Genomic DNA, 18,580 nt, shown 5'->3' on the forward strand with positions numbered 1-18,580 from the left:
GCCGGGTTCACCGGCCCGTCCATTTCGGCGGGCGCTTCTCGGCGAAGGCTTGCGGGCCTTCCTGGGCGTCGTCACTCAAATAGACGGATTCAAACAGGTGGTGGGCGGCGCGCAAGCCGGCCGAGCGGCCCATTTCGGCGCTCAAGTAGACGAGCTCCCTGGCAGCCTTGACCGTGAGCGGCGCATTGGCCGCGATCTCGCGCGCCATGCCGAGCGCGCGCTCCAGAAGCCGCGGGAACGGAACGACGTCATTCACGTAGCCCAGCTCATGCGCGCGCCGGGCGCTCAGGGGCTGCGCGGTGAGCACCACCTCCATGAAGATGCGCTGCGGCAGCATCCGGATCAGCGGCGCCGCCCAGGGCATGCCGCGCCCCACCTTGGCCTCGGTGATGCCGAACGTGGCGTGATCCGCCGCGATGCAGAGGTCGCACATCTGCGCGAACAGCCATCCGCCGGCCAAGGCCGCCCCATTGACGGCGGCAATGGTGGGTTTGCTGACTTGCATGGAATCGCCCAGCACCGGGAACATATCGCGCGGCGGCACCTTCAGCCGCATGGCCGCCGCTTCCTTGAGGTCCATCCCCGCGCAGAAAGCCTTGTCGCCGCTGCCGGTCAGGATGCCGACCCGTAGAGCGCCGTCTTCCTCGAGCCGCTTCCATGCCTGCTCGAGGCCCTTGATGACGCCCTGGTTGATGGCGTTGCGCCGTTCCGGCCGGTCGATGGTGATGACGGCAATCGCGCCCTCGACCACTTCAAACTTCACTTCATCGGTCAGCTTCACAAATCGCTCCATGTTTGTCGCGCCTCGCGCATGAGGGAGTCCCGGTGTTCAGGCGCGGCGATCGCGACCATCGCCCGGACGCGTTCACGCAGCCCCAGCCCCTTGAGCCGGGCAACGCCGTATTCCGTGGCGATCAGATCGACGTCGCTGCGTGCCGTCGTGACGGGGCCGGAGAGGGCGCTCACGATCCGGCTTTCGTTCTTTTTGCCGGCGGCGGGCAGCGCGATGATGGACACGCCCCCGGACAGGACGGCCGCGCGCACGAAGTCCACTTGACCGCCGACCGCCCCGATATGGTTGGCGCCGATGGCTTCGGCGTTCACCTGGCCGGTGAGGTCGACCTCGAGCGCCGAATTGAACGACACCAGATTCTTCACGCCGGAGAGGGTCCGGAGGTCGTGCGTATAGCGGGTCGAGCAAAGACGGACGGCGGGGTTCCGGTGGGCGAAGCGATAGAGCTTGTTGCGGGTGCCGAACAGGGCTCCTGTAATCGACACGCCGGGGTCGATGCCCTTGTGGGCGTTGGTGATGACGCCCCGTTCGATGAGATCGACCACCGAATCGCCCAGCATGCCGGAATGCAGCCCCAGGCCGGAACGGTCCGCCAGCGATGCGAGGATGGCTTCCGGCACGGCGCCGATGCCCACCTGGAGCGTGGCCCGGTCCGGGATGAAAGGCTGCAGATGGGCCGCAATGCGCCGCTCCCGGTCGGAGAAGGCCGCCGTGGGCAATTCGGCGGGCGCGACATCGGTGCGCACGGCAATGGTGATCTCTTCTTCCCGCAATGGCTGGTCGCAATAGACCCAGGGCACTTGGTCGCTGATTTCCGCAATCACGACCCGGGCGCGGGAAACAGCGGCGCGGACATAGTCGTTGACCAGTCCCAGGCTGTATTCCCCCCGTTCGTTCGGCGGGCTCACCAGCAGCATGACGACGTCCGAAGCGATCAGGCCGTCGGCGATCAGGCGCTCCACGGCCGAGATATGGCAAGGGATGGGGTCGAGCGCCCCGCTGCCGGCCATCTTGCGCATGCTGCCGATGCCGCCCGTGCCGCGAAATCGCAGGCAGTCGGCATGCTTGGGGTCGAAAGTAGCGGAAAAAGTGATGGGCACGAACACCTGCGCGCCGGGATAGCTGCGGCGCTGCTCCGCCAGCTTGGCCGTCAGGCTGAGCGGCTCGGCCGTTCCCTGGCCGAATACGACGCCGTCGCCGGGACGTATGTAGGCGGACAGGTCCAGCTCATCGAGGGCAACCAGGCGCGGCATGATCAGGCCGCTCCAGCCGCGGCGAGCACGGCTTGCGAGCGCTTCAGCAGGGGGCCGTCGACCATCTTGCCTTCGAAATCTATCGTACCGATGCCCCTGGCCGTGGCGGCTTCATAGGCATCGACCAGGCGGCGGGCATAGTCGATTTCTTCTTGCGTGGGCGAGAACGCGGCATGGGCCAGGGCCACCTGCGCGGGCGCCACACAGATTTTCCCTTGATAGCCCATGTCGCGTCCGCGCCTGGCGTCTTCGGTGAACAGAGCGTCATCGCGAATGTCGAGCACCGCCTGGTCGAAGGCGACCAGCCCCGCCGCGCGCGCCGCCATGACCGCCCAGCCGCGCGCGGTGGCCACCTCGTCGCCATCGCGCGTGCGGCGCCCGCCGATGTCCGCGGCGAAGTCCTCCGCGCCGAAGTAGACGGCGCCGAGATACGGCGTCTCGTCGCAGATTCGCACGGCGTTCAGTACGCCGCGAACGGATTCGAGCCCGCCGATCAGCATCGGCCGGCGTCCGCGCCCTTTGCAGCCGTGCTCGATCCAGTGGACGGCGGCCAGCGCCTGCGCCGGGCTTTCCAGCTTGGGAATGACCACCGCATCGATGTCGCAGGCGAAGGCGGCTTCGAGGTCGGCCAGATAGTGGGGAGAATCGGGCACGTTCACGCGCACCGCCAGCATGCCGGCGAGCCCCGCCTTGCGGGCGCCGTCCACCGTTTTGGCCAGCGCGGTGCGCGCGACCGCTTTTTCACCGCTCGGCGTACCGTCCTCCAGGTCGATCACGCTGCAGTCCGCGGAAAATCGGGGAAACTTGACGACGAGGTCAGGACGGTTGGCGGGTGCGAAAAACAGGGACCGGATCATAGAGGGATCTCCGTATGCTGGGTTGAAGTCGATGCGCCGCGGGCAGGCATGTCAGCCCGCCCCGGCCCTTGCGCCGGCACGGGCGCCGGCGGCCGCCATGACGTCGATCTGTTCGGGCGGATAGCCAAGTTCCGCGAGCACCTCGCGAGTGTGCTGCCCCAGCCTGGGGGCGGGACGCGGTTCGGAGGGCGGATTGTTCTTCCAGACCATGGGCGCACGCATGCTGCGGATGGCGCCCTCGGTGGGGTGGTCGACGATGCGGAAGAACCCGGTGGCTTTCAGGTGCGGGTCTTCGAGCACGCTTTCCAGAGTGTGCAGCGGCATGAACGGCACATCGGCGCGTTCGAGCAACCGCATCCAGTCGTCCGTCGAGCGCTCCATGAAAATGCCCGCCAGGACGCCGTAGACGTAATCGACGTTTTGCGACCGCTGGGCATAGGTGGAGAAGCGGGCGTCTTCCTCCATGAGCGTTTCCCGGCCGATCTCGCGCAGAAACCCACGCCACTGCTTGTCGGTGTAGACCAGCGCGCAAATGTGGCCGTCGCGGGTCTGGTAGGGGCGCCGCTCGGGAGACAGCTGCCGCGCATAGCCGCCGCGATCCAGGGGCGGCTCGTAAGTCAGGCCGCCCATGTGGTCGCCCATGACGAAGCCCACCATGGTTTCGAACATGGGGATGTCCACCTTGTCGCCGCGCCCGGTGCGCTCGCGGGCCAGCAGGCTGGCCAGGATGCCGTTGACCCCGGTGATGCCCACCACGCGGTCGGCGATCGCCGTGGGTACGTAGCGTGGAATGCCGCCCGAGGCCTGTGCGATCAGGGAAGAGAGCGTCGCCGCGCCCTGGATGAGATCGTCGTACGCGGGCCTGGCGGCGTAGGGGCCATCCTGCCCGAATCCGAACAGCCCCGCATAGACGATGCGAGGATTGACGGCCGCCACGTCTTCGTAGGCCAGCCCGAGACGCGCCATCGCCTGCGGCCGAACGTTGTACATCAGGACGTCGGCGCCTTCCAGCAGCCGGTGCATCGCCTGCATGCCCTCCTTGCTTTTCAGGTCCAGCACGATGCTGCGCTTGTTGCGGTTCGCGTTCAGGAACACCGGCCCCATGCCGTCGTTGCGCGCGGGGCCGATTTCGCGGACCAGGTCCCCCTGGGGCGCTTCCACCTTGATGACGTCGGCCCCCATGTCCCCCAGCGCCTGCGACGCAAAAGGCCCCATGAGCACGGACGTCATGTCGATCACCCGTATGCCGGTCAGCGGCCCATGCGCCAGTTTTGCTTCCATCATCCTCGCCTTGAAAAATCTCTTTGTTCCTGTGTGTGGACAAATAATACCTGTATGGGAACTAATGATCAATTCCTCTTGCATGGTGATAACCCGGATGCGCAGACACAAACGGGCTATTCCTTTCCGGGCGCGGGAAGGCGGTGGTGTATGCTTACGGTCGAAATTCAGGCGTCCCCATACGGAAGAATCAGCCATCGTGAACAAGCAAGCCGCCAACGTCCTTGAACTCCTGGAGTTCTTCGCCGCGCATCAGCGCCCGGCCACGCTTGCCGACATTGCGAACCACTTTGGCTGGCCGCGTTCCAGCACTTTCAAGCTGCTCGGCACATTGAAAACACGCGGCTATCTGTATGAGCCTCGCCCCAAAGGCGGCTACTATCCGGCCCCGCTGCTGGCGGATCTCGTGAACCGGATCGAACAAGCCCAGCCGGTACCCAAGGACGTCCATGCGCTCCTTGAGCGGCTGGCTGCGGAAACGGGCGAAACGGCCGTCCTTGCGGCGGCCAGCGACGCCTATGCCACGTTCGTGGCAACGGTCGAATCCCCTCATCCCATCCGGTATGCGGCGCCGGTGGGCAAGCGCGTGCCCTTGCATGCCACGGCCACCGGCCGTGCGCTGCTGTCGCAGATGGACGAGAAAACCCGGGCTTCCATCCTGCGCAAGACGTCCTTCCAGGCCTATACCGAAATGACGCTCACCACGGCGGCCGCCGTGGAACAGGAGATCCAGACGTCCAGGGAACGCGGATGGTTCCTCGGCGAAGGCGGCTATACCCCCGACCTCGGGGGGGTGGCGATGCCCTTTCCTCTGGAGGGACGCTGCTTTGCCTTACTGATAGGCGGGCCCAACCAGCGCGTCCAGCCCCGCATGGCGGAGCTGGTGGCGATTCTCAAGCGTCACGTCGATGCCTATCGGGCCCGGCACGGGTAAACGCCCTACAGCCGGTCGATGATGCCGTGCACCAGCCCGGGCGCCTCTTCGTAGGGAATGTGGCCGACACGCTGCGGAAGGTGCAGCGCCACCTGCGGCGGCACGTTCAGGGCGTGCTGCCAGGGAATGATGCGGTCCTCGCGGCCATGGACCAGCGTGATCGGGCAGGCGAGCGCGTCCAGGTCGGGCACGATGTCCACCTGCTGCACGCCCTTGACGCTCACCGTGGCGCAAAATCGCGCCAGGGCGGCGCGCTGCCCGGCCAGGCGGGACCGATAGGCGTTCAGGTAGGCTTCATCCAGGCCGAAGGGAACCACCGTCAACTTGCCGATTTCATGTTCCAGCTCCCGGTTGTCGGCGGCGGCCAGCATGCCGTCCACGAAGCTCTGGTTGATGTCGGGGCCGCAGCCCGCGGGCGAGATCAGCAGCAGCGATCGCAGCTGGGCGGCGTCGACGCGCCGCGCCACGCGGGCGGCGATGGCCGCGCCCATGGAATGCCCCACCAGGACCAGCGGGCCGTTCGCGGCTTGCGCCAGAGTCTCGGCCACCCGGGCGGCCGCCTGGTCGAAACCCGTGGCCTCGAAGGGGCTTTCACCGTGGCTGGGAAGCTCGATGCAGAGCACGCCGAAGCCCAGGCGCAGCGCCTCCGGGAGCAGGCTGGGCCAGGACTCCATGTCGCCGAACAGGCCGTGGATCAGGACCAGCGTCGGGCGCGTGGGCCACTGCGGCGCCCAATGCCGATAGCGCAGGGGGTGCGAACCCATGACGGGCTCCATGGGGCCCGGCCCCGTACGGAGGCCGACCCCTCCGGTGACAGTGTCCATGGTCACATCCTCTGAAAAATGCCGGCGGCGCCCATGCCGGTGCCGACGCACATGGTGAGCATGCCGTAGTCCAGCTTGCGCCGGCGCAGGCCGTGCACCAGGGTGGCGGCGCGTATGGCGCCGGTGGCGCCCAGCGGGTGCCCCAGGGCAATGGCGCCGCCCAGGGGGTTGACGATTTCCGGGTCGAGACCGAGCTCGCGGATGACGGCCAGCGCCTGGGCGGCGAAGGCTTCGTTCAGTTCTATCCAGCCCATGTTGCCCAAGCTCAGCCCGGCCTGCCTGAGCACCTGCGGAATGGCTTCCCTGGGCCCTATGCCCATGATTTCGGGCGGAACGCCTTTGACGGCGAACGACACGAAACGCGCGATGGGCTGCAGGCCGTGCGTTTTCAGCGCGCGTTCCGACACCACGAGCAGGGCGCCCGCGCCATCGGACATCTGCGAGCTGTTGCCCGCGGTGACGCTGCCCCTGGCGGCGAATGCCGGGCGCAGGCGCGAGAGCGCCTGGATGCTGGTGTCGGCGCGCGGGCCTTCATCGAGCTCGACCGTGCGGCGCCGTTCCTGGATGCCGCCGGCGTCCGCCCCCAGCGCCGGATCGGGCGTGCGGCGGACCACTTCGATGGGCAGGATCTCGTCGGAGAACTCGCCGGACCGCTGCGCCGCGAGCGCGCGTTCGTGCGAACGCAGGGCGAAGGCGTCCTGGTCCTCGCGCGAGACCTTCCAGCGCTCGGCCACCTGTTCGGCGGTCAGGCCCATGCCGTACGCAATGCCCAGGTTTTCGTCGCGCGCGAAGATTTCGGGGCTGAAGCTGGTATTGACGCCCATGACGGGCACCTGGCTCATGGACTCGGTGCCGGCGGCGATGATGACGTCGGCCTCGCCGACGCGGATGCGGTCCGCCGCCATGGCGATGGCGGTAAGGCCCGATGCGCAGAAGCGGTTGACCGTCACGCCGGCCACGGACACCGGCAGGCCCGCCAGCAGCGCGCCGATGCGCGCCACGTTGAAGCCCTGTGGGCCTTCGGGAATGGCGCAGCCGACGATGCAGTCCTCGATGGCGGCGGGGTCCAGCCCCGGCGCCTGGGCCAGCAGCCCTCGTATCACCTTGGCCAGCAGGTCGTCGGGACGGGTGTGCGCGAATACGCCGCGCGGCGCCTTGCCGATGGGGCTGCGCGTGGCGGCGACGATATATGCCTGTTGCAATGTGGACATGCTTTTCCCCCGTGTCAGTTGCGCACCGGCTTGCCGGTCTTCAGGAAGCCCATCAGGCGTTCCTGGGTCTGAGGCCGGCCCAGCAGGCCCAGGAACGCGCGGCGCTCGCGGGCCAGCATCCAGGCCTCGTCGGCCAGCGAACCGGGATCGACGTCGCCGCCGCACAGGACATCGGCCACCTCGCCGGCCACGACGTAGTCGTAGTCGGAGATGAACCCGCCGACCTTCATGTTCAGCAGCTGGCCCTTCAGCGTGGCAAGGGCGTCGCGCCCCGCCACCGGGAAGGGCCGCGGCAGGGGTGGGCGCCGGCCGGACTCGGCCATGGCGCGCGCCACGCGCACGGCCACGTACAGCAATTCATGCCGGTTCATGACGATGGTGTCGGAAGGGTCCAGGAAGCCCAGCCGCTGGGCGTCCGGGGCGGACGCCGAGACCTGGGCGCCGGCGATGGCCAGGGCGAATTTCTTGAGATAGGCCAGCAGAGGCGCGTCGGGCGCGCCCAGCGCCTGCAGCTCGGCCGCGCGCCTGGCCGCCCAGGTCAGGCCGCCGGCCCCGGGGACCAGGCCGATGCCGGTCTCGACCAGGCCGATGTAGGTTTCGAAATGCGCCACCCGATGCGCGCAATGCACGGACAGTTCGCAGCCGCCGCCCAGCGCCATGCCGGCCAGTGCCGCCACGACCGGCACCTGCGCATAACGCAGGCGCATGACCATGTCTTGCATTTCCTGTTCGATGGGCGCCACGGCGGCCGGACCGCCCTGCGCGAAAAGCGGCATCAGGGCCTTGAGGTCGGCGCCGGCGGAGAAGGGATCGCCCAACTGGCCGATGACCAGCGCCGCGAAAGACGCTTCGGCCAGATCCACCGCGTGCATGATGCCGCGGACGACTTCCGGGCTGAGCGTATGCATGCGCGTCTTGAAAGACAGCAGCAAGACGTCGGACGGATGCGGCGCCGGCAGCGTCCAGGCGCATACGGCCTCGTCTTCGAAGACGATTTTGCGCTCCAGGCCGGGCGCTTCGCCGGCCAGCCGCGGCGCGCCCACCTGCCGCTGGTAGACGGGCAGGGTGCTGCGCCCTTCGAACCGCGCGTCACGCGGGTTCCAGGAGCCGGCGGCGGTGTGCACGCCGCGCGCTTCCCAGACCGGCCCGCGCATCACCCAGTCCGGCAGCGGCCGGCTGGACAAGGCCTCGCCCGCCTGGATGTCGGCGGCGATCCAGCCGGCCACTTCCTGCCAGCCGGCAGCTTGCCAGATTTCGAAAGGCCCCTGCTCGTGCCCGAAACCCCATTTCATGGCCAGGTCCAGCTGGCGGGCGTTATCGGCGATGTCGGCCAGGTGGACCGCGCTGTAGTGGAAGATGTCGCGCAGTACGGCCCACAGGAACCGCGCCTGCGGATGCTGGGACTCGTGCAGCGCCGTCAGCTTCTTGGCCGGATCGCGCTCGGCCAGGATGGCGGCCACGCTGTCGTCGATCTTGGCGTCGGCGGGCACGTATTGCCCGCTGTCCGGATCCAGCTTGAGGATGGCCTTGCCTTCCTTGCGATAGAAGCCGGCGCCCGTCTTCTGGCCCAGCGCGCCTTTTTCGATCAGCGTGGCGACCACGCGCGGCAAGCCGAAATGAGCATGGAAGGAGTCTTCCGGCAACTGTTCCTGCATGGTCCGGACGACGTGGGCCAGGGTGTCCAGGCCCACGACGTCGGCCGTGCGGAAGGTGCCGGACTTGGCCCGGCCCAGGCGCGCGCCCGTCAGGTCGTCGACGAGCTCGTAGCCGAGGCCGAAGCGCCGCGCCTGCTCCATGACCGACAGGATGCCGAAGACGCCGATGCGGTTGCCGATGAAGTTGGGCGTGTCCCGGGCGCGGACCACGCTCTTGCCCAGCGATGAAACCAGGAAGGTTTCCAGGACGTCGAGCAGGCCGCGGTCGGTGTCCCGGGTGGGGATGAGCTCGACCAGCGGCATGTAGCGCGGCGGGTTGAAAAAGTGGACGCCGCAGAAGCGCGCGCGCAAGGCCTCGGGCAGCGCCCCGGACAGTTCGGTGATGGACAGGCCGGAAGTATTGCTGGCCAGCAGCGCGTCGGCGCGCAGGGCCGGCGCGATCTTTTGATAGAGGTCGCGCTTCCAGTCCATGCGCTCGGCAATGGCTTCGATGACCAGGTCGCATTCCCGCAGCCGGCCCAGATGCTCGTCGTAATTGGCCGGCTCGATGAGCGCGGCGAGATCCGGCGTGCCCAACGGCGCCGGACTCAGCTGGCGCAATTGGTCGATGGCTTTCCGGGCGATGGCGCTCTTGTCGCCTTCTTTGGCGGCCAGATCGAAAAGCACGACGGGCAGGCCCGCATTGACGCAGTGCGCTGCGATCTGGGCGCCCATGACGCCCGCGCCGCAGACGGCGATGCGGCGTATGCGCAGGGGCGCGCCTTGGGCTGGTAGGGTCGGCTGCATAGACATACTCCCTGTTGAATGCATCGAGAACCTAAAGCTTAGGAGGTACGGCCCTAGATTAATTGATTCCGTCAGGGCGTGCACACGTTAGAATTATTTCTTCTTCACCCGCCACACACGCCGCCATGGCCCGTTTGCCACGCCTTTATGCCCCGTCGGTTCCACAGTTGGTGGAGGCGCGGTTCGCACACCCCTTGGCGCGCGCATCCGACCCCACGCCGGCGGACGAGCTCGACGCCTTGCTGGCGATGCTGGAACGCGAGGCGCGCGAATGCAAGGTGTCGCTGCACGCCTGGCTGCTGCTGAATGACCGCATCACCCTGCTGGCCACGCCGCCCGACGAACGCAGCATGCCCAGGCTGGTGCAGGCCCTGGGCAGGCGGATCGCCGCCGCATCGGCCGGCGGCCGGGTCTTCGCGGGCCGCTACCGCAGCGCCCTGGTCGAACCCGGCAGCTGGGTGCTGCCGGCCATGGTGTGGCTAGAGTCCCTGCCGGCGCAGTTGCATTATGTGGACCGCGCGGAATCCTGGCCATGGTCGTCGGCGCAGGAGCACGTCGGCCGCGGCGCGGGCACCCTGCTCCGAGATCACCACGATTACTGGGCGGACGGCAACACGCCCTTCGCCCGCCAGGCCCGCTATCGGGACCGGCTGGCCCAAGGCCTGCCGCCCGCCGATGCGCAGCGCATCCAGAACGCGCTGTTCGGGCAATGGGCGGTGGGCGGGGCCGATTTCCTGGCGCATCTGGCGACCCGGGCCAGCCGCCGTGTTGCGCCCGCGCCGCGCGGGCGCCCGCGCAAAGCCGGCGCAGGTCAGGCACCGTCTCGGGCCTGACCCTTTTTTTTCAATGGATTAGATACGTCCCCATTTATTTTTTTGTAAAAATAGCCTGTCAATAAATGGGGACGGACCCCTATTTATTTTTATTGCGCGCCCGCTCGCCTGACGGTATCTTGGTTTTCTTGCATCGCAACAATCCCAGAGCACGACCATGTCCCAAGCCCCACGCAAACCGACCGTGAAAGCCCGCCCGCCCGCCGTCCAGGCGGCCCCAGCAAGACAGGGGCTGTACGACCCGGGCAATGAGCACGACGCCTGTGGCGTGGGCTTCGTCGCCCACATCAAGGGCCGCAAGAGCCACGCCATCATCCAGCAGGGCCTGAAGATCCTGGAGAATCTGGACCACCGCGGCGCGGTGGGGGCGGACGAGCTCATGGGCGACGGCGCCGGCATCCTCATCCAGATTCCCGACACCCTGTACCGGGAAGACATGGCCGCGCAGGGGGTGGAACTGCCCCCGCCTGACGAATACGGCGTCGCCATGGTGTTCCTGCCCAAGGAAACCGCTTCGCGCCTGGCCTGTCAGCAGGAGCTGGAACGCGCCGTGCGCGACGAAGGCCAGGTGGTGCTGGGCTGGCGCGACGTGCCCATCGACCGCGACATGCCGATGTCGCCCACGGTGCGCGCCTGCGAGCCGGTGATACGGCAGCTTTTCATCGGCCGGGGCGCCGACATCATGGTGCCCGACGCGCTGGAGCGCAAGCTGTACGTCATCCGCAAGACCGCCAGCCACGCCATCCAGCACATGCGGCTGGCGCACGGCCGCGAATACTTCGTGCCGTCGATTTCCGTGCGCACGGTGGTCTACAAGGGCTTGCTGCTGGCCAACCAGGTCGGCCGCTATTACCGCGACCTGGCCGACACTCGGGCGGTTTCCGCGCTGGCCATGGTGCACCAGCGCTTCTCCACCAACACCTTCCCGGCGTGGCCGCTGGCCCACCCCTACCGGATGATCGCCCACAACGGCGAGATCAACACCGTGAAAGGGAATTTCAACTGGCTGCGCGCCCGCGAAGGCATGATGCAGTCGGCCGTGCTGGGCGCGGACCTGCCCAAGCTCTACCCCATCGTGTACGAGGGCCAGTCCGACACGGCCACCTTCGACAACTGCCTCGAACTGCTGGTGATGTCGGGCTATTCGCTGGCCCACGCCATGATGATCATGATTCCGGAAGCCTGGGAGCAGCATGCCGGCATGGACGAGAACCGCCGTGCGTTCTACGAATACCACGCCGCCATGATGGAGCCCTGGGACGGCCCCGCCGCCGTGGCCTTCACCGACGGCCGGCAGATCGGCGCCACGCTGGACCGCAACGGGCTGCGCCCCGCCCGCTACCTGGTGACCGACGACGACATGGTGATCATGGCCTCGGAGGCCGGCACCCTGCCCATCCCCGAGCACCGCATCATCAAGAAATGGCGGCTGCAACCGGGCAAGATGTTCCTGATCGACCTGCAGCAAGGCCGCATCATCGACGATTCCGAAATCAAGGCCCAGCTGGCGAACGCGCGCCCCTACCGCCAATGGATCGAGCGCCTGCGCCTGAAGCTGGAAAACCTGCCCGCGCCCAAGCTGGACGACACGCCGCACAAGGTGGCGTCGCTGCTGGACCGCCAGCAGGCCTTCGGCTGGACTCAGGAAGACTTCAAGGTGATCCTGGAGCCCATGGCCGCCACGGGCGAGGAAGCCACGGGCTCGATGGGCAACGACGCCCCGCTGGCCGTGCTGTCCAATCGCAACAAACCCTTCTACAACTACTTCCGCCAGCTGTTCGCGCAGGTGACCAACCCGCCCATCGACCCGATCCGCGAACAGCTGGTGATGTCGCTGGTGTCGTTCATCGGCCCCAAGCCCAACCTGCTGGACATCAACAACGTGAATCCGCCGCTGCGCCTGGAAGTGTCGCAGCCGGTGCTGGATTTCGCGGCCATGGCCCAGATCCGGAACATCGCCCAGATCACGTCGCAGAAGTTCCGCTGCTTCGAGCTGAACATCACCTATCCCGTCGCCTGGGGGCCGGACGGCATCGAGGCCTGTATCGCCGCGCTGTGCTCCAACGCGGCGGACGCCGTGCGCAGCGGCTACAACATCCTGCTGATCACCGACCGGCAGATCGACAGCGAGCACGTGGCCATTCCGGCGCTGCTGGCGACCTCGGCCATCCACCAGCACCTGATCCGCGCGGGCCTGCGCACCAGCACCGGCCTGGTCGTGGAAACCGGCTCGGCGCGCGAGGTGCATCACTTCGCCCTGCTGGGCGGCTACGGCGCCGAAGCCATCCATCCCTACCTGGCCCTGGAATCGCTCGCCACCCTGCCGCAGCCCGAGACCGCCGTCAAGAACTACATCAAGGCGATCGGCAAGGGCCTGAACAAGGTCATGTCCAAGATGGGGATCTCGACCTACATGTCGTACACCGGCGCGCAGATCTTCGAAGCCGTGGGCCTGAGCTCGGGGCTGATCGACAAGTATTTCGCGGGCACGCCCAGCCATATCGAAGGCATAGGGATTTTCGAAGTGGCGGAAGAAGCGCTGCGCATGCACACGGCCGCCTTCGGCAACGACCCGGTGCTGGCCAACGCCCTGGAAACCGGCGGCGACTACGCCTGGCGCGTGCGCGGCGAAGAGCACATGTGGACGCCGGATTCCATCGCCAAGCTGCAGCACGCCACGCGCGCCAACAGCTACGCCACCTACAAGGAATACGCGCAGCTCATCAATGACCAATCGCGCCGCCACATGACGCTGCGCGGGCTGTTCGAGTTCGAGGTCGACCCGGCGCGCGCCATCCCCCTGAGCGAGGTCGAACCCGCCAAGGAGATCGTCAAGCGCTTCGCGACGGGCGCCATGTCCCTCGGCTCGATCTCGACCGAAGCCCATACCGTGCTGGCCGTCGCCATGAACCGCATCGGCGGCAAATCCAACACCGGCGAGGGCGGCGAGGACGAACTGCGCTACCGGGCCGAAATGCGGGACGGCAAGAGCCCCGTCAAGAAGGGCGACACCCTTGCGTCCTTCCTGGGCGGCGGCCGCATCGAAGCCGACATTCCGCTGAATGCCGGGGATTCCCTGCGCTCGCGCATCAAGCAGGTGGCGTCGGGGCGCTTCGGCGTGTCGGCCGAATACCTGAGCAGCGCCGACCAGATCCAGATCAAGATGGCCCAGGGCGCCAAGCCCGGGGAAGGCGGCCAGCTGCCCGGCCACAAGGTGTCGGAATACATCGCCAAGCTGCGCTACTCGGTGCCCGGCGTCGGCCTGATCTCGCCGCCGCCGCATCACGACATCTATTCCATCGAGGACCTGGCGCAGCTGATACACGACCTGAAAAACGTCAATCCGCGCGCCTCCATCTCGGTCAAGCTGGTGTCCGAGGTGGGCGTCGGCACGGTGGCGACGGGCGTCGCCAAGGCCAAGGCCGATCACGTGGTGATCGCCGGGCACGACGGCGGCACGGGGGCTTCCCCGGTTTCGTCCATCAAGCACGCCGGCACGCCCTGGGAACTGGGCCTGGCCGAAACCCAGCAGACGCTGCTGCTGAACAATCTGCGCAGCCGCATCCGCGTGCAGGCCGACGGCCAGATGAAGACCGGGCGCGACGTCGTCATCGGCGCGCTGCTGGGCGCCGATGAATTCGGCTTCGCCACCGCGCCGCTGGTCGTGGAAGGCTGCATCATGATGCGCAAATGCCATCTGAACACCTGTCCCGTCGGCGTCGCCACCCAGGATCCCGTGCTGCGCAAGAAGTTCCAGGGCAAGCCGGAACACGTGGTCAACTACTTTTTCTTCGTGGCTGAAGAAGTCCGCGAGATCATGGCGCAGCTGGGCGTGCGCCGCTTCAACGACCTGGTGGGCCGGGTCGACCTGCTGAACCTGCGCCCCGGCATCGAGCACTGGAAGGCGCGCGGCCTGGATTTCTCGCGCGTGTTCCACGCCGTGCCATCGTCCGGCCCGCTGTTCCAGGCCGAAGAACAGGATCACGCGCTGGACCACGCCCTGGACCACCAGCTGATCGAGCGCAGCAAGCCGGCCATCGAGCGCGGCGAAAAAGTGTCCTTCATCACTCCCGTGCGCAACCGCAACCGCACCATAGGCGCCATGCTGTCGGGCGTGATCGCCGCCCGCTACGGGCATGAAGGCCTGCCGTCCGACACCATACACATCCAGTGCAACGGCTCGGCCGGCCAGAGCTTCGGCGCCTTCCTGGCGCACGGCATCACCCTGGACCTGGTGGGTGAGGCGAACGACTACGTCGGCAAGGGCCTGTCGGGCGGGCGCATCATCGTCCGCTCCCCCAACGACTTCCGCGGCTTCGGCCCCGACCACATCATCGCGGGCAATACCGTGATGTACGGCGCGCTGTCGGGCGAGGCCTATTTCAACGGCGTGGCGGGCGAGCGCTTCGCCGTGCGCAATTCCGGCGCCGCCACGGTGGTGGAAGGCACCGGCGACCATGGCTGCGAATACATGACGGGCGGCACCGTGGTCGTGCTGGGCCATACCGGCCGCAACTTCGCGGCGGGCATGTCCGGCGGCGTGGCCTACGTCTGGGACCCCGACGGCGGCTTCCGCCAGAACTGCAACCTGGCGATGGTCGAACTCGAAGCCGTGGCCCCGCACGCCGAACAGCACGAGCAGGGCCGGATCGAGACCTGGCACAGCGCCGTGCGCGGCGCCGAGCGCGAAACCGACGAGACCATCCTGCGCCGGCTGATCGAGGACCACTACCGGTACACGGGCAGCTTCCGCGCGCGCGACATCCTGGATGACTGGAACCGTTCGCGGCTTTCCTTCGTGAAGGTGATGCCGGTCGAGTACCGCCGCGCGCTGGCCGAACTGTGGAACGCGGCCAACCCCCAACAAATCGCCGCCTGAGGAAAAAAATGGGCAAAGTCACCGGCTTTCTTGAATTTCAACGCATCAAAGAATCCTACGAGGCGCCCGCCGCGCGCCTCAAGCACTGGCGCGAGTTCGTCCACACCCTGAGCGACGAAGAAGCCAAGGTGCAGGGCGCGCGCTGCATGGATTGCGGCATCCCGTTCTGCTCCAACGGCTGCCCCGTGAACAACGTCATTCCCGACTGGAACGACCTGGTCTACCGCCAGGACTGGCGCCGCGCGCTGGACGTCCTGCACTCCACCAACAACTTCCCCGAGTTCACCGGACGTGTCTGCCCCGCGCCCTGCGAAGCGGCCTGTACCCTGAACATCAACGACGATGCGGTGGGCATCAAGTCCATCGAACATGCCATCATCGACAAGGGCTGGCGGGAAGGCTGGGTGACGCCCCAGCCGCCGCAGCGCAAGACCGGCAAGAAGGTCGCCGTCGTGGGGTCCGGCCCGTCCGGCCTGGCCTGCGCGCAGCAGCTGGCCCGCGCGGGGCACGCGGTGACGGTGTTCGAAAAAAGCAATCGCATCGGCGGCCTGCTGCGCTACGGCATCCCGGACTTCAAGCTGGAAAAGTCGCACATCGACCGGCGCCTGGCGCAGATGGAGGCCGAAGGCGTGGAGTTCCAGCCCTCCACCTACGTGGGCGACGCGGCGCATGCCGAGGACGGCCTGACGGTGCTCAGCCCCGAAGCGCTGCGCGCCGACTTCGACGCCGTGGTGCTCACGGGCGGCGCCGAACAGCCGCGCGACCTGCCCGTCCCCGGGCGCGAACTGCGCGGCGTGCATTTCGCCATGGACTTCCTGCGCCAGCAGAACAAGGTCAACAACGGCGACCGGGTCGAGAAGCAGATTTCCGCCAAGGGCAGGCACGTGATCGTGATCGGCGGGGGCGACACCGGCTCCGATTGCGTCGGCACCAGCAACCGCCAGGGCGCCTTGTCGGTCACCCAGTTCGAACTCATGTCCAAGCTGCCGGAAGTCGAGAACCGCCCGCTGACCTGGCCCTACTGGCCGGCCAAGCTGCGCACGTCCTCGTCCCACGAGGAAGGCTGCGAGCGCGATTGGGCCGTGTCGACCCGGGCTTTCGAAGGCAAGAACGGGAAGGTGGAGAAGCTGGCGGCCGCCAGGGTGGAATGGTTCAAGGACAAGGCCACCGGCCAATTGAAGATGCGCGAAAAAGAAGGCTCGCAGTTCGAGCTGCCGGCCGACCTGGTGCTGCTGGCCATGGGTTTCGTCTCGCCGGTCAAGCATGTGCTGGACGCCTTCGGGGTCGAGCTCGACGCGCGGGGCAATGCGCGCGCCGATACGGACAGCTACCGCACCAGCGTCGACAAGGTCTTCGCCGCCGGCGACATGCGCAGGGGGCAGTCGCTGATCGTCTGGGCGATACGCGAGGGCAGGCAGTGCGCGCGCGCGGTGGACGAGTTCCTGATGGGGGCCAGCACCCTGCCCCGGTGACGGGCGGGCGCGATGCCGGGCCGGCCGCCCGCAAAGCGGAGGCCGCGCGGCCGGCCGCCCCGCGGGTGGGGCAAAAGCGCAACAGAAACGGTAACAATTATCACGCGACCCCGGAAACCGCGGCGCGTTCAGCAGGTACAATGCTTCCCTTATCTTTGGGCTGTTGATGCTTGTCTATGGCTGATCCACTTGACTCCGATCCCATCCTGGAGTTCAGCAATGTCGCGCTGGGTTACGGCGACTACACGGTGCTGAGGGACATCGACCTGAATGTGCGTCGAGGGCAGGTCGTGGCCATGATGGGCGGCTCGGGCTCGGGCAAGACGACGCTGCTGCGCGGCGCGACCGGCCAGATCCGCCCGCAGCGGGGCACGATACGCGCCTTCGGCAAGAACGTGGCCGAAGCCTCCGGCGAGGGCCTGCGCGAACTGCGCCAGCGCATGGGCGTGCTGTTCCAGCAGGGCGCCCTGTTCACCGACCTGAACGTCTTCGAGAACGTGGCCTTTCCGCTGCGGGAACACACCCGCGTGTCGGAAAGCCAGATCATGGAACGCGTGCTCGGCAAGCTGGACGCCGTCGGGCTGCGCGCCGCGGCGCACCTGAACATCTCCGAAATCTCCGGCGGCATGGCCCGGCGCGTCGCGCTGGCGCGCGCCATCGTCCTGGAGCCCGAGCTCCTGCTCTACGACGAACCCTTCGCCGGGCTGGATCCCATCTCCCTGGGCATCACCGCCCAGCTGATCCGCAAGCTGACGGATACCCTGGGCTGCGCCTCGGTGCTGATCACGCACGACGTCGTCGAGTCCTTCGCCATCGCGGACCGCGTCTACATGGTGGGCCAGGGCCGCCTGATCGCCAGCGGCACGCCCAAGGACCTGTCCGAATCCCAGGACGCCTACGTACGGCAGTTCCTGCGCGGCGAGCCCGACGGTCCCATCGCCTTCCACTATCCCGCCACCCCCGCCTTCGACAAATGGCTGGACCAACATACGGGGCGCTCATGAAATCGCCCGCGGCATCCATTTCGCGCCTGGGCTCCCGGGTCCGCAAGCAGCTCATCGGGCTGGGGGCCTTCATTCGCCTGGCTTGCGCCATCGTGGGGCGCAGCGGCCTGGTCTTCCGGCGCCCCGGGCTGGTTTCCCAGCAAATCCACTTCATCGGCAACCACTCGCTGCTGATCATCGCGGTGTCCGGCCTGTTCGTCGGTTTCGTGCTGGGCCTGCAAGGCTATTACACCCTGAACCGCTACGGCTCCGAAGAGGCGCTGGGCCTGCTGGTGGCGCTGTCGCTGCTGCGCGAGCTGGGCCCGGTGGTGACGGCGCTGCTGTTCGCGGGGCGGGCGGGCACCTCGCTCACGGCCGAGATCGGGCTGATGAAGGCCGGCGAGCAGATCGCCGCCATGGAAGTCATGGCCGTGGACCCCATACGGCGCGTGCTGGTGCCGCGCTTCTGGGGCGGCGTGGTCGCCATGCCGGTGCTGGCGGCCGTCTTCTCCATGGTCGGCATCATCGGCGGCTGGGTGGTGGGCGTCCTGCTCATCGGCATCGATCCCGGCTCGTTCTGGTCGCAGATGCAGGACGGCGTGGATGTCTTCGACGACATTCTGAACGGCGTGTTCAAGAGCGTGGTGTTCGGGATAGCCGTCACGCTGGTGGCGCTGCACGCCGGCTGGACGGCCAAGGCGACGCCCGAAGGCGTGTCGCGCGCCACGACGCGCACGGTGGTGACCGGGTCGCTGCTGGTGCTCGGCCTGGACTTCGTATTGACCGCGCTGATGTTCAGCAATTAACAGATAGACACGG

General features: G+C 67.4%; 13 protein-coding genes. 6 read left to right on the plus strand and 7 right to left on the minus strand.

Annotation, left to right across the window (positions count from 1 at the left end; genetic code table 11):
• Positions 1–7: 7 nt before the first annotated feature.
• Genes H0A72_RS19275 through H0A72_RS19290 form a run of 4 tightly spaced genes read right to left on the minus strand, consistent with a single transcriptional unit; the run spans position 8 to position 4,184 of the window.
• Positions 8–793, minus strand: a complete 786-nt coding sequence (locus H0A72_RS19275) for an enoyl-CoA hydratase/isomerase family protein (RefSeq protein WP_180158141.1) — start codon at positions 791–793, stop codon at positions 8–10.
• Positions 778–2,046, minus strand: coding sequence for an acetyl-CoA hydrolase/transferase family protein (locus H0A72_RS19280; protein ID WP_180158142.1), 1,269 nt, complete (start codon positions 2,044–2,046; stop codon positions 778–780). Before H0A72_RS19280 ends, H0A72_RS19275 begins: the two co-directional genes overlap by 16 nt.
• 2 nt (positions 2,047–2,048) lie before the next feature.
• On the minus strand, positions 2,049–2,903 hold the full coding sequence (locus H0A72_RS19285) for an HpcH/HpaI aldolase/citrate lyase family protein (protein WP_180158143.1): 855 nt from the start codon (positions 2,901–2,903) through the stop codon (positions 2,049–2,051).
• Between the two features lie 51 nt (positions 2,904–2,954).
• Entirely contained in the window at positions 2,955–4,184 is a 1,230-nt protein-coding gene (locus tag H0A72_RS19290) for a CaiB/BaiF CoA transferase family protein (protein WP_180158144.1), read from the minus strand.
• 199 nt (positions 4,185–4,383) lie between these two features.
• On the opposite strand from H0A72_RS19290, the gene H0A72_RS19295 reads away from it, so the two are divergent.
• A complete protein-coding gene (locus tag H0A72_RS19295) occupies positions 4,384–5,118 on the plus strand; it encodes an IclR family transcriptional regulator domain-containing protein (RefSeq protein ID WP_218953406.1) in 735 nt (244 codons plus the stop codon).
• Positions 5,119–5,123: 5 nt separating this feature from the next.
• Here the strand turns inward: H0A72_RS19295 and H0A72_RS19300 are convergent, their stop codons facing one another.
• Genes H0A72_RS19300 through H0A72_RS19310 form a run of 3 tightly spaced genes read right to left on the minus strand, consistent with a single transcriptional unit; the run spans position 5,124 to position 9,594 of the window.
• Positions 5,124–5,942, minus strand: coding sequence for an alpha/beta fold hydrolase (locus H0A72_RS19300; protein WP_180158145.1), 819 nt, complete (start codon positions 5,940–5,942; stop codon positions 5,124–5,126).
• A gap of 2 nt (positions 5,943–5,944) precedes the next feature.
• Entirely contained in the window at positions 5,945–7,153 is a 1,209-nt protein-coding gene (locus H0A72_RS19305) for an acetyl-CoA C-acyltransferase (protein ID WP_180158146.1), read from the minus strand.
• 14 nt (positions 7,154–7,167) lie between these two features.
• A complete protein-coding gene (locus tag H0A72_RS19310) occupies positions 7,168–9,594 on the minus strand; it encodes a 3-hydroxyacyl-CoA dehydrogenase/enoyl-CoA hydratase family protein (protein ID WP_180158147.1) in 2,427 nt (808 codons plus the stop codon).
• 194 nt (positions 9,595–9,788) lie between these two features.
• On the opposite strand from H0A72_RS19310, the gene H0A72_RS19315 reads away from it, so the two are divergent.
• The 5 genes from H0A72_RS19315 to mlaE all read left to right on the plus strand — a co-directional run bounded on the left by H0A72_RS19315 (position 9,789) and on the right by mlaE (position 18,567).
• Positions 9,789–10,427 carry a hypothetical protein gene (locus tag H0A72_RS19315; RefSeq protein WP_343060217.1) on the plus strand — a complete coding sequence of 213 codons (639 nt, stop codon included), beginning with the start codon at positions 9,789–9,791 and terminating at the stop codon, positions 10,425–10,427.
• A gap of 157 nt (positions 10,428–10,584) precedes the next feature.
• Positions 10,585–15,306 (plus strand): glutamate synthase-related protein, encoded by a 4,722-nt coding sequence (locus H0A72_RS19320; RefSeq protein WP_180158149.1) that lies wholly within the window; start codon positions 10,585–10,587, stop codon positions 15,304–15,306.
• Between the two features lie 8 nt (positions 15,307–15,314).
• The gene (locus H0A72_RS19325; RefSeq protein ID WP_180158150.1) at positions 15,315–16,778 is read left to right on the plus strand and encodes a glutamate synthase subunit beta; all 1,464 of its coding nucleotides are present in this window, start codon (positions 15,315–15,317) and stop codon (positions 16,776–16,778) included.
• Between the two features lie 176 nt (positions 16,779–16,954).
• Positions 16,955–17,782, plus strand: a complete 828-nt coding sequence (locus H0A72_RS19330; RefSeq protein ID WP_180158151.1) for an ABC transporter ATP-binding protein — start codon at positions 16,955–16,957, stop codon at positions 17,780–17,782.
• Entirely contained in the window at positions 17,779–18,567 is a 789-nt protein-coding gene (gene mlaE / locus H0A72_RS19335; protein WP_180158152.1) for a lipid asymmetry maintenance ABC transporter permease subunit MlaE, read from the plus strand. Before H0A72_RS19330 ends, mlaE begins: the two co-directional genes overlap by 4 nt.
• Positions 18,568–18,580 lie beyond the last annotated feature (13 nt).

It is taken from the genome of Parapusillimonas granuli (assembly GCF_013416525.1).
Taxonomy (GTDB): Bacteria; Pseudomonadota; Gammaproteobacteria; order Burkholderiales; family Burkholderiaceae_B; genus Parapusillimonas; species Parapusillimonas granuli.

Coding starts and splice junctions, on each gene's coding strand:
- H0A72_RS19320 (WP_180158149.1), top strand. CDS start 10,585: ATGTCCCAAGCCCCACGCAAACCGACCGTGAAAGCCCGCCCGCCCGCC.
- mlaE (WP_180158152.1), top strand. CDS start 17,779: ATGAAATCGCCCGCGGCATCCATTTCGCGCCTGGGCTCCCGGGTCCGC.
- H0A72_RS19305 (WP_180158146.1), bottom strand. CDS start 7,153: ATGTCCACATTGCAACAGGCATATATCGTCGCCGCCACGCGCAGCCCC.
- H0A72_RS19290 (WP_180158144.1), bottom strand. CDS start 4,184: ATGGAAGCAAAACTGGCGCATGGGCCGCTGACCGGCATACGGGTGATC.
- H0A72_RS19330 (WP_180158151.1), top strand. CDS start 16,955: ATGGCTGATCCACTTGACTCCGATCCCATCCTGGAGTTCAGCAATGTC.
- H0A72_RS19280 (WP_180158142.1), bottom strand. CDS start 2,046: ATGCCGCGCCTGGTTGCCCTCGATGAGCTGGACCTGTCCGCCTACATA.
- H0A72_RS19275 (WP_180158141.1), bottom strand. CDS start 793: ATGGAGCGATTTGTGAAGCTGACCGATGAAGTGAAGTTTGAAGTGGTC.
- H0A72_RS19310 (WP_180158147.1), bottom strand. CDS start 9,594: ATGCAGCCGACCCTACCAGCCCAAGGCGCGCCCCTGCGCATACGCCGC.
- H0A72_RS19300 (WP_180158145.1), bottom strand. CDS start 5,942: ATGGACACTGTCACCGGAGGGGTCGGCCTCCGTACGGGGCCGGGCCCC.
- H0A72_RS19325 (WP_180158150.1), top strand. CDS start 15,315: ATGGGCAAAGTCACCGGCTTTCTTGAATTTCAACGCATCAAAGAATCC.
- H0A72_RS19285 (WP_180158143.1), bottom strand. CDS start 2,903: ATGATCCGGTCCCTGTTTTTCGCACCCGCCAACCGTCCTGACCTCGTC.